Origin of the sequence: Azoarcus sp. L1K30 (genome assembly GCF_018122735.1) — a bacterium.
Taxonomy (GTDB): Bacteria; Pseudomonadota; Gammaproteobacteria; order Burkholderiales; family Rhodocyclaceae; genus Parazoarcus.
This window is the reverse complement of record NZ_JAGRRD010000001.1, coordinates 1-10,576: the sequence shown is the minus strand read 5'-3', so window position 1 is coordinate 10,576 and position 10,576 is coordinate 1. Positions and strand designations below refer to the sequence as shown.

Below are 10,576 nucleotides of genomic sequence, written 5' to 3'. Positions count from 1 at the left end.
AACCCATCCCCACCCCAACCCTCCCCTTGAAGGGGAGGGAGCCAAACAGTGCCCCCACAACCCGATAGCCAGCGCGGGGACGCGCTGTCGTTCAGGCGGCAGCGAGCGATGCTCGCTGAAACCCCGCCTTCACCCCCTTGAAGGGAATCAAACCCATCCCCACCCCAACCCTCCCCTTGAAGGGGAGGGAGCATCGGTCGCAACCGGAAGTCGTCGCTGCGTGTTATCGCGAGAAGCGCTTGATGACGACCATGCCAACCATGAGCGCACCCGCGAGGCCGAGGGTGAAGTCGCCTTCTTCGCCTCTTTCCGGCGTTGCCTGGATCGAGGCTTCGCTGCCCGATTGCAGGCTGCGCCCGGATTGCGCGGGCAGGCTCACCATGGCCATCGGGGGAAGCGCGGGACCGAAGGTGTTCTGCACCACGATACCGGTCACGCCGGAATTGGCTGCCGACAACATCGGTGCGGCGGCGGCTGTTGTAAACGAGCCTGCCAGTACAAGCGGCACAAGTAGCTGCCTGGGTTTCATGATGATCACCTTGTCAAGATCGACGTTACACATGTCACAGCAAAAATCACGCCAAAACTGGCAAGACGTATGTCCTTTTGCTAGAACTTTCAAACTTTTCCGCGTGTTGCATTGCACCAATCAAGACTAAAGTAGTATGCAAATATCAAACACATTTTCGTCAGTGTAAATTTCCACGACATTTTTTGCACCAACAAGATGCATGGCATGCACCACCTGGATGCACGCACAGACTCATAACCATAATTTATCTGCTTGTTTTTACGATTATTTTTACATCATGATGAACTATAGTTAAGACAGAATGAAGTAAGAAGTTGCAAGTAACATAACTATCATTGGCCGCACTGCTACCCCGATGTTATATTCGAGCCGCTGCGGCAGCGCGGCAACAATGACAAGGATGCAATACCCCAATGTTTGGCGCCATCAATCAGCAAAACAACTTTCTGCGCCCCGGCATCAGCGTGTTCGGGGTCGTGGCGGCACTGCTCGACCCGTTGCTGGTCGTTGCGGTGCTGATGGCATGCGCATGGGTTTTCGGGCAGCCGATGTCGCCGCCGTTCGTGATTCTGGTGGTGCTGTCTTTCGCGCTGAGTTTTCCGGGCGATCTCAAGCTGCATGAGCCGGCGCGGCGCGTGCTGCGCCGCGTGATGATGGACTGGCTGCTGTTCGTGGCCATTCTGGGCAGCTTCGGCTATGCCAGTGGTTACCTCTTCAGCTTTCACCAGCAGATGCTGCTGGCGTGGGCCATTGCCACACCGGTCACGGTGGGTGCCGCGCATCTGACGGTGCGCTATCTGCTGCCGCAGTTCTTTGCGCTGCACAGCCAGCAACAGAAGGCGGTGGTGGTCGGCGTCAATGATATTGGCATTAAGCTGGTGCAACAGTTCCGCACCACGCCCTATCTCAACACCAAGGTGCTGGCCTTTTTCGACGACCGTAGCGACGAGCGCCTGCGCGAGTCCGATGGCATTCCGGTGCTGGGCAAGCTCGCCGAGCTGGCCGAATTCGTCAAGCTGAACCAGGTCGGGGCGATCTACCTGGCGTTGCCGATGGCGGCGCAACCGCGCATTCTGAGCCTGCTGGACGACCTCAAGGACACCACCGCGTCAATCTACTTCGTGCCCGACATTTTCATCACCGACCTGATCCAGGGCCGGGTGGACGAGGTGGCGGGCGTACCGGTGGTGGCCGTGTGCGACACCCCCTTCACCGGTTTGAACGGTGTTGCCAAGCGGCTGATGGACATGGTGCTGGCCGCGCTGATCCTGGTGCTGCTGTCGCCGGCGCTGCTGGTGCTCGCGATCGGGGTGAAGCGATCGTCACCCGGCCCGGTGATTTTCAAGCAGCGCCGCTACGGGCTCGATGGCAAGGAGATCCTGGTCTACAAATTCCGCTCGATGACCACGACCGACAACGGTGCGGTGGTGAAGCAGGCCACCAAGAACGACCAGCGCATCACGCCCTTCGGCGCCTTCATCCGCCGCACCTCGCTCGACGAGCTGCCACAGTTCATCAACGTGCTGCAGGGGCGCATGAGCATCGTCGGCCCGCGCCCGCATGCGGTCGCGCACAACGAGACCTACCGCAAGCTGATCAAGGGTTACATGGTGCGGCACAAGGTGAAGCCGGGGATCACCGGCTGGGCCCAGGTTAACGGCTACCGCGGCGAAACCGAAACCGTGGACAAGATGCAGAAGCGCATCGAATTCGACCTCGAATACCTGCGCAACTGGTCGCTGAGCCTCGACCTGTGGATCATCATCAAGACCGCGCTGCTGGTGGTAAAGGATCGCAACGCGTACTGACTTGAAACCCATCCCCACCCCAGCCCTCCCCTTGAAGGGGAGGGAGCAAAAGCTGCCCACCCGAAACTCATTTGCAGGTCCCTTCCCCTTCAAGGGGAAGGACAGGATGGGGATGGGTTTTGTTGGGCACGCTTCAAACCCATCCCCACCCCAACCCTCCCCTTGAAGGGGAGGGAGCAAAAAACCACCCCAGCCCGGTAGCCAGCGCCTTAAGGCGCAATCGTTCAGGCCTTCATTGCCGGTAGCACGAGGCGAAACACCGCGCCCGGGCCGGTGTGACACAACTCGACGTAACCGCGATGCTGGCGCGCGGTCTGGTAGGCGAGGTAGAGCCCCAGGCCGGCGCCGCTGCCCACCGCCCGGGTGGTAAAGAAGGGTTCGAACACATGCTGGGCGATGGCGCTGCTGACGCCGGGGCCGTTGTCCTCTATCTCGATCCATACCTGGGTGGCGTTGCTGCCGGTGCTGCAGCGGATGACGCCGCCCTTGCCGTTAAGGGCCTTGACTGCGTTGTCGAGCATTTCATCGACGGCCAATGCGATGCCGTGCTTCGATACCAGCGCCATCAGCGCAGGGGCGCAGGCACACTCGAAGCGCACCCCGGCTTCGGTGGTGGAGCGGTACTGCTCGACGACCTCGTCGACGATGGTCTTGAGCGCGGTGGGCGAAGGCGGGTCTTCGATGCCGCCAGCGCTGCGATGCAGGGCATCGACGATGCGGTGGATGCGCTCCAGGCCATTGCGCGATTCGGCGAGCAGCTGAGGGACATCCTCGCGGACGAAGTCACGGTCGGCGCGCTCGCAGGCGGCCTTCCATGCCGCGGCCGCCGGACCACGATCGATCAGCGCGTCTGCGGACTCGCTCAGTTGCAGCAGGTGGCCGCAATACTCGCCCAGGGCATTGACGTTGCCGCCGATGAAGCCGAGCGGAGTATTGAGCTCGTGCGCCATGCCGGCGGCGAACTGCCCCAGCGCGGCCATTTTTTCGGACTGCACGATCTCTTCCTTGGCCGCTTCGAGATGGGCGACGGCCTGCTGCAGGTCGGCGGTGCGTTCGGCCACGCGGTCTTCGAGCTCGGCCTTGGCCTTGATCAGTTCGAGGTTGCGCTGGGCCACCGTCGAATACAGGGTATGGATCGCAGCGATGAGCGCGCGGTTGGCGGGGTCGGCCGCACGGGCGTCGTGCTCGAAGGCATCGGCGGCGGTTGCGCCCTTTTCGATGGCATGCAGCTGCCGCGCCATGCTCATGTCGATACCCAGGATGTGCAGCACCAGCCAGCTCGACACGTACTGCAGCAGCTCCGAGAGCAGATTGCCCTGCCCGTTGGCCGCCGCGACCGCCAGCGTTTCGACCTGGGCGACAAAATCCGCATGCGCGCGAACGTGGTCGTCGTAGTGCCGGTGATCGATGCCACGCGCCTTCATCGTTTCTTCTTCGGTCGTGAAGTGCAGCTTTGCGTACATGTGCAAGCCGCCCAGCACACGCTCGACTTCCGTTGCGGTCAGGGGTCTGCCGCTCGCCAGGCGCTCGCCGAGCTGATTGACCAGCTCGACCAGCTTGAAGTGCTGTTCATCGACCTCGTCCAGGCCCGTCTTGAAATAGTCGGCCCAGATGAACACGCCCTTGTGCGAGGCGGGCGCGACGCTCACGGCTTTTCTCCGGTGGGTGGCGATTGCATGACGGGCACCAGGATCGGCCGCCCCTCGGCCCGCTCCTGACGTATCAGCTGATCGATGATGGTGTCGTCGATCACATAGCCGCGACTGAGCAGCAGGTAGCCATCGGCATGCATCAGGTCCTGCGACAGCACCATGCCGGCCTTGAGCACCGCCGGGCGCAGGCGCTGCTCGTTGCGCGCGCGTTCGGTGGCAGGCATGGCGGCACACACGGTGACGAGGGCATCGACCACGGTGGGATCGTAGCGCTTGCCGCGGTTGGACACGATGAACTCGAGTGCCTCCTTGGGGCTCAGCGTGCGTCCGACCATGGTGCCCAGCTGCAGGGAGTCGTAGGCATTGGCCACGGCGAGAATACGCCCCAGCCGCGAAATGGCCAGACCGGCAAGGCCGTCCGGATAGCCGGTACCGTCGAAATGCTCGTGGTGGCTGCGCACGATGGCCGCCGCTTCACGCAATGGGGTGATGCCGATCAGCAGGGTTTCGGCCCGACCCGGATGCAGCATGACGGCACCGCGTTCATCCGCATGCAAGGTACTGAAGGGCTTCGCCAGCAGCTCGTCGGACAGGCCGATCTTGCCCATGTCGTGGAGCATGGCGGCAAGCACGAGGGTCTGCTGCTCGGTGTCGCCGATCTCGAGCTTGCGCGCGATGTTGCGCGCCATGTCGGCCACGCGGCGGCCGTGCCCCTTCATGATCGGGCTGCGCGACTCGATGAGCTCACAGAAGATGCGCACGGTACCGGTATAGGACTGATGCAGTTCGGTGTGCGCCTTCTTGGTGGCCGCAAGCGCCTCGCTCAGTTCGCGGGTGCGCGCGGCGACCTTGGCCTCGAGTTCGGCATTGAACTGGCGCAACTGCCGATTCTGCTCGGCAATGGTTTGCGCCATGCGCTCGTTGTCGCGTTTGAGCCGCTGCAGATCGATGGCTTCTCGCACGATCAGCTTGAGTTCGTTGTCGTCCCACGGCTTGGAGACGTAACGGTAGATCTTGCCGAGATTGATCGCGTCGATGGTGGAGCTCATGTCGGCGTAACCGGTGAGCAGAATGCGCATGGTATCGGGCCAGCGCTCGAACGCTGCAGCCAGCAGCTGTGCGCCGGTCATGCCCGGCATTCGCATGTCCGACAGGATGACGTCCACCTTTTCCGCCGCCATCAGTTCGAGCGCCTCGTCGCCGCTCTCGGCGGTGAGCACGCGGTAGCCTTCGGGCCGGAACAGGCGCCGCAGGCTGGACAGGATGTTGGCTTCGTCGTCCACCAGCAGCAGTGTGATCGGCATCACCACGGCATCGGCATCAGGCGCCGTGGGTGACACAGGGGAAGACAGGTCGTCGTTCATGGCATGAGCCCCGAATCGGTGGGGGCGGCAGGATCAAGTGATTGCAGGCCGGAGAGCGGCAGCACCATGGAGAACGTGCTGCCCTGCCCCGGTGTGCTGGTGGCCCAGAGCCGCCCGCGGTGCTGGTGCACGATGTCCTGCGCCAGCGACAGGCCCAGTCCGGTGCCTTTGCCCGCTCCCTTGGTGGTAAAGAACGGTTCGAAAATGCGACTGAGCACCTCGGGCGTCATGCCACTGCCGGTGTCGGCAATGCGAATGACCGCGCAGTCGTCCTCGACCGCGGACTCCACGGTGATGACACCCTGGTTCTCGATCGCCTGCGCGGCGTTCGCCAGCAGGTTCAGGAACACCTGATTGACCATCGACGGCACGCACCACACCTTGGGCAGGTCGCCATAGCGGCGCTCGACCACGGCTTTGTGCTTGATCTCGTAGCGCAGGATGTTGATGGTGGAATCGAGCCCTTGGTGCAGGTCTGCGAACTGCCATTCCTGCTCGCCGACGCGGGAGAAATCCTTGAGGTCGCGCACGATGCGCTGCACGCGGTCGAGCCCGTCGCGGCTCTCGGCGAACAGGTCGGGCAGATCGGTACGCAGGTAATCGATGTCTGCCTTGGCATAGAGCGCATCGGCCGCGGCCAACGCAGACGCCGGATCGGCCGCCGAAGAGGCAGAGCGATAGGCATCGAGCACCGACAGCATGCTGCCGGCGTAACGTTCGAGGGTACCGAAGTTGGTGCCGACGAAGCCGATGGGAGTCTTGAGCTCGTGCGCCACGCCTGCGGCAAGTTGACCGATCGCGGCGAGCTTTTCCGACTGCACCAGCTGGACCTGCGCCCCTTCGAGCTGCTGATTCAGTTGCGCGGTGGCCGCCAGTTGCTGCTTGATTAGAAAGTCGTCGTGATAGCGGGTATCGATGTCACGCAAGGTGCCGATCATGCGAGCAGGCCGACCGTCCGCGTCGTGCTCGACAACCGCACCACGCATTTCCACCCATTGATACTCGCCAGCCCGGTTGCGCAATCGCAGGTCGCAGCGCCAAGGCACCGCGACGTTTGCACAATGCTCACTGACACGCTGGTTCAGACGGCTGTTGTCATCGGGATGCACCCTGTTGCGGAAATCCTCGCCCCTGTGCCCGATACTCTCGCCGACAAAACCGAGCAAGGCGTTGAACCGGGGGCCGAAAAACACCTCTTCGCTCAGGATGTTCCAGTCATATACACCATCCCCACCGGACTCGAGTGCTAGCTGCCAGCATCCATCGGGTCTATTATGAGACCAGCATTGCGGCAACGGCGGTGCGTTGATTGGAGCGCTCCCGGGTGCGGACATGGATATTTTCTTCCCGCGTAGTCGTTAAGGACGAGGATATCGACAGCTCAGGCTAAAATCCAGAGACATGCACGAATTCATCCCGCAGGAGGCGGTTACATGTTTTCCCCTCTGAACAAGTCCGGCCAGCAGGACGACGGGATCGACATCGACCCGGCGCGACTGCGCGTGGGCCTGTTCATACGCCTCAACCTGCGGTGGACCGAGCACAACTTCATGTTCAACCAGTTCCGCATCGCCAGCGACGCGCAGGTGCGGGCACTGCAGGAACTGGGGCTGAAGACCATCACCTATTTTCCCGCGCGCAGCATCGCTGAACCCCTGTCGGCGGAAGATCTGGCGCGAGCGCCACACCCCGGCACGGCGCCTGGCACTGGCGCGCCGGCCGCCGTCGCCGACGGCCCCGCCTCCTCAGCTACGGCTGCGCCTGCAGGGCCTTTTCGGGCCGTGGTTCCGGGTTTGCCGGGGCGCCCCGGCAAACCCGGAACCACGGCCCGAAAAGGCCCTGCAGGCGCAGCGACTGGCCGCACAGCGTGCCGAGATCGCAAAGTGTGAGCGCAATTACGCGGCGGCGGCCGTGGAGGTCCGCTCGGTGATGCGTGACGTGTTCGCCGCGGGCGGCAAGGCCATGACTGCGGCACGCGCGCTCATCGGCAACATGGTCAAGGAGCTGCCAGAAGGTGGCGAGATCGTGATTCACCTGATGAACGAGCGACTGGCCGAGGAGACGGCCTATTTTCATGTGCTCAACGTCATGGTGCTGTCGATCCTGCTCGCGCGCGAGCTCAAGCTGCCCCCCGAAGTACTCAGCATGGTGGGCGAAGCTGCGCTGATGCACGACATCGGCCTGCAGCGGATACCGGAGGCGATCATCCACAACGGCAACCGCAATCGCCACGAGGAAGACCTGTTCCGCATGCATCCGATCTACGGCCGCGAGATGACGACCAAGCTCGAAGGCCTCGCCGTGCCCGCATGCGAGGTGGTCGAAATGCACCATGAGCGCATGGACGGTAAAGGCTATCCGCACGGATTGAAGGGCGAGAAGATCCCCCTGCTGGCGCGACTGATCGGCATCACCAACCGCTACGAGGAATTGTGCAATCCCATCGTCGCCGAGCGGGCACTGACACCGGCGGAGGCCCTTGGCCACATGTACAAGATCGAAGGCAACGCGTGGGACAGGACCATGCTGCAGGCTTTCATCCGCCTGCTGGGCGTGTATCCGCCTGGATCGCTGGTGCAGTTGTCGAATGGCAACATCGCACTGGTGGTTGCGGTGGACCACGCCGACCTGCTGCGGCCCTCGGTGCTGGTCTTCGATCCGTCGACGCCGAGGGAAGATGCGCTGGTTGTCGATCTGGTCTCGGAACCCGAGGTACTGATCGACATGGTGCTCAAGCCGCGCGATCTCGACCCCGACGCCCTCGCCTACCTCGCGCCCAAGCGCAAGATGAGCTACTACCACGGGCCGCATCGAAAGTCCTGATACGCTTCAGTCCGCCGGTTTGCCATTGCGCAGGCAGGCTGCGACGGCGGTGGCGATGCCGTCTGCCATGCGCGCCTGCCGCTTTTGGTCACGCAGCAGCAACTCTTCGTCCCGATTGCGAATGACGCCGGCCTCGAACAGCAGCGCGGGCATGCGTGCATGACGCAGAACGGCGAGCCCGTCGTAGAAGTGCACCGCGTGCACCGCATCGGCATAGGGCCGACGGCGTGCGTTCTTGTGCGTGGGGGTGAAGCCCAACCGCTGCAGGCGGGCACCGATCACGCGCGCGCACAGCAGGCTGCGTCCGAGCTCGGGATTCTCTCGCGAGACGAACAGCGAATGTCCGGCATGGTCGTCGTTGTATTCGCGGACCTCGCCGTTCCAGCGCCAGCGCTGCAGTTCGTTGGCCGACACGGAGTCATGATGCAGCGAAATCAGCAACACCGCCCCTTCGGCCTCGGCCTCGGCGGGGCGGGCGCGCAGGCTGGCAATGTTGCCGTCCGCATTGATCAGCCGCACCGTCATGCCGCGCGCCTGCAGTGCCTTGACCACCTGTGTGGCGAGCTCGCGATTGAAGTCGAACTCACCGCGCCCGCGTGCGCTCGTCGCGCCCGGCGCTGCCACGGTATGACCGATGTCGACAGCAACGACCTGGGCCCGCGCAGGCCGGAACGCAGGCATGCAAAGAGCGGCGAGGACGATTGAAAGCAGCGCGGCGCGGCAGGTGGGCATGACCAGGGCGGGAGATCGATCGAGCGTGCAAGTGTGCGCCGGACGTGGCGTACGGGCTATCCAGAATAATGCTTATATGCAGCAAAGCGCGTCCGATGCGTTGCGATGGCGGGAGATATCGGGGTAAAAACCGGAATCCCCCGCACCGCCGCCGGGGAAGCGCTTTTGGAGCCTCGCCATGCAACACAGCCTGCTGATACGAAACGCCCTTGTCCTCGCCACGCTGGACGCGCAACGCCGCGAGATCGCGGGTGGCTGGGTGATGGTGCGGGGCAATCGCGTGACCGCCGTGGGCGGACCCGAGTCCGTGCCCGCCGAGGCCGAAACGGTTATTGACGCCAGCGGCTGCGTGGTGACGCCGGGTCTGGTGAACACCCACCATCACATGTACCAGACACTGACGCGAGCGGTGCCGGGCGCGCAGGACTGCGAGCTGTTCGGCTGGCTCAAGCGCCTGTATCCGATCTGGGCCGGGCTGACACCGGAGATGATCCGGGTGTCGACGCACACGGCGATGGCCGAGCTGATCATGTCGGGCTGCACGACGGCTTCCGACCACCTCTATATCTATCCCAACGGCTGCCGTCTGGATGATTCGATCGAGGCGGCGGCCGACATCGGCATGCGCTTTCACGCCTGCCGCGGCTCGATGAGCGTGGGCGAATCGAAAGGCGGCTTGCCGCCCGACCGCGTGGTGGAAGACGAGGCGGCGATCCTGCGCGATTCGCAGCGCCTGATTGAGACCTGGCACGATCCGTCCGACGGGGCGATGCTGAAAATCGCCCTGGCGCCCTGCTCGCCGTTCTCGGTGTCACAGGATCTGATGCGCGAATCCGCCCGCATGGCACGCAGTTTCAGGGTCGGCCTGCACACCCACCTGGCCGAGACCGTGGGCGACGTGGCCTACAGCCGGGAGCGCTTCGGGCGCACCCCGGCACAATATGCGGAAGACCTGGGCTGGACCGGCGAAGGCGTCTGGCATGCGCACTGCGTGTGCCTGGACGACCACGGCATCGACCTCTTTGCGCGCACCCGCACCGGGGTGGCGCACTGCCCGTCATCGAACATGCGCCTGGGCTCGGGCATCGCGCCCATCCGCAGGATGATCGACGCCGGGGTACCGGTGGGCCTGGGGGTGGACGGTTCGGCCTCGAACGACGCCGGCCACCTGCTGCTGGAGGCGCGCATGGCGATGCTGCTGGCCCGCGTGCGCGACACCGGAGACGGCAGCGGCAACCCCGCCGCACTGGGCGCCCGCCACGCCCTGGAACTGGCGACCCGCGGTGGCGCGGCGGCACTCGGGCGGCAGGACATCGGCCATCTGGCGCCCGGCATGTGTGCCGACATCGCCATCTTCGACGTCAGCACCCTCACCCACGCCGGCGCCCTGCACGACCCGCTCGCCGCACTGCTCTTCGCTGCACCCGCCGGCGTGAAACACAGCATCATCAACGGCCGCCAGGTGGTGTGCGATGGGGTGCTGCTGACAGTGGACAGCCATCGCCTGGTTGAGACGCATAACAGGCTGGCGCGTGAGTTGGTGTCGGGTTAGTTGCAGGGGGTGTTGTCTGGTACGCGCGTCTTGGGGTTTGAAGGCGTGCGACCAAAAACCCATACCCCTCCCAACCGGTAGTCTCGGCAATGCCTCGCCGCTACGCCGGCAGC

At 63.8% G+C, this 10,576-nt stretch carries 9 protein-coding genes; 4 read left to right on the top strand and 5 right to left on the bottom strand.

The window, feature by feature from the left end:
- Window positions 1-223: 223 nt before the first annotated feature.
- Window positions 224-529, bottom strand: coding sequence for a hypothetical protein (locus J5J83_RS00045; protein ID WP_212343760.1), 306 nt, complete (start codon window positions 527-529; stop codon window positions 224-226).
- A 416-nt stretch (window positions 530-945) separates the two neighbouring features.
- On the opposite strand from J5J83_RS00045, the gene J5J83_RS00040 reads away from it, so the two are divergent.
- Window positions 946-2,340, top strand: a complete 1,395-nt coding sequence (locus J5J83_RS00040; RefSeq protein ID WP_212343758.1) for an undecaprenyl-phosphate glucose phosphotransferase — start codon at window positions 946-948, stop codon at window positions 2,338-2,340.
- A gap of 224 nt (window positions 2,341-2,564) precedes the next feature.
- On the opposite strand, the gene J5J83_RS23220 is transcribed toward J5J83_RS00040, so the two are convergent.
- Genes J5J83_RS23220 through J5J83_RS00025 form a run of 3 tightly spaced genes read right to left on the bottom strand, consistent with a single transcriptional unit; the run spans window position 2,565 to window position 6,690 of the window.
- Window positions 2,565-3,989 carry a bacteriohemerythrin gene (locus tag J5J83_RS23220; protein WP_212343756.1) on the bottom strand — a complete coding sequence of 475 codons (1,425 nt, stop codon included), beginning with the start codon at window positions 3,987-3,989 and terminating at the stop codon, window positions 2,565-2,567.
- Window positions 3,986-5,356, bottom strand: a complete 1,371-nt coding sequence (locus tag J5J83_RS00030; RefSeq protein WP_249115560.1) for an HD domain-containing phosphohydrolase — start codon at window positions 5,354-5,356, stop codon at window positions 3,986-3,988. Before J5J83_RS00030 ends, J5J83_RS23220 begins: the two co-directional genes overlap by 4 nt.
- Window positions 5,353-6,690 carry an ATP-binding protein gene (locus J5J83_RS00025; protein ID WP_212343746.1) on the bottom strand — a complete coding sequence of 446 codons (1,338 nt, stop codon included), beginning with the start codon at window positions 6,688-6,690 and terminating at the stop codon, window positions 5,353-5,355. Before J5J83_RS00025 ends, J5J83_RS00030 begins: the two co-directional genes overlap by 4 nt.
- Before the next feature lie 99 nt (window positions 6,691-6,789).
- Between J5J83_RS00025 and J5J83_RS00020 the strand changes: the two genes are divergently transcribed.
- Both J5J83_RS00020 and J5J83_RS00015 read left to right on the top strand, forming a co-directional pair.
- The gene (locus tag J5J83_RS00020) at window positions 6,790-7,245 is read left to right on the top strand and encodes a DUF3391 domain-containing protein (protein WP_212343744.1); all 456 of its coding nucleotides are present in this window, start codon (window positions 6,790-6,792) and stop codon (window positions 7,243-7,245) included.
- Window positions 7,246-7,285: 40 nt separating this feature from the next.
- Window positions 7,286-8,179 carry an HD domain-containing phosphohydrolase gene (locus J5J83_RS00015; RefSeq protein WP_212343742.1) on the top strand — a complete coding sequence of 298 codons (894 nt, stop codon included), beginning with the start codon at window positions 7,286-7,288 and terminating at the stop codon, window positions 8,177-8,179.
- A 6-nt stretch (window positions 8,180-8,185) separates the two neighbouring features.
- On the opposite strand, the gene J5J83_RS00010 is transcribed toward J5J83_RS00015, so the two are convergent.
- Entirely contained in the window at window positions 8,186-8,860 is a 675-nt protein-coding gene (locus J5J83_RS00010; protein ID WP_249115559.1) for an N-acetylmuramoyl-L-alanine amidase, read from the bottom strand.
- Window positions 8,861-9,089: 229 nt separating this feature from the next.
- Between J5J83_RS00010 and J5J83_RS00005 the strand changes: the two genes are divergently transcribed.
- A complete protein-coding gene (locus J5J83_RS00005) occupies window positions 9,090-10,463 on the top strand; it encodes an 8-oxoguanine deaminase (RefSeq protein WP_212343738.1) in 1,374 nt (457 codons plus the stop codon).
- Window positions 10,464-10,576: the final 113 nt, after the last annotated feature.

What these genes read in the sequence shown, in the direction of transcription:
- J5J83_RS00045 (WP_212343760.1), bottom strand. Translation starts at nt 529, where the DNA reads ATGAAACCCAGGCAGCTACTTGTGCCGCTTGTACTGGCAGGCTCGTTT.
- J5J83_RS00025 (WP_212343746.1), bottom strand. Translation starts at nt 6,690, where the DNA reads ATGTCCGCACCCGGGAGCGCTCCAATCAACGCACCGCCGTTGCCGCAA.
- J5J83_RS00010 (WP_249115559.1), bottom strand. Translation starts at nt 8,860, where the DNA reads ATGCCTGCGTTCCGGCCTGCGCGGGCCCAGGTCGTTGCTGTCGACATC.
- J5J83_RS00040 (WP_212343758.1), top strand. Translation starts at nt 946, where the DNA reads ATGTTTGGCGCCATCAATCAGCAAAACAACTTTCTGCGCCCCGGCATC.
- J5J83_RS00020 (WP_212343744.1), top strand. Translation starts at nt 6,790, where the DNA reads ATGTTTTCCCCTCTGAACAAGTCCGGCCAGCAGGACGACGGGATCGAC.
- J5J83_RS00015 (WP_212343742.1), top strand. Translation starts at nt 7,286, where the DNA reads ATGCGTGACGTGTTCGCCGCGGGCGGCAAGGCCATGACTGCGGCACGC.
- J5J83_RS00030 (WP_249115560.1), bottom strand. Translation starts at nt 5,356, where the DNA reads ATGAACGACGACCTGTCTTCCCCTGTGTCACCCACGGCGCCTGATGCC.
- J5J83_RS00005 (WP_212343738.1), top strand. Translation starts at nt 9,090, where the DNA reads ATGCAACACAGCCTGCTGATACGAAACGCCCTTGTCCTCGCCACGCTG.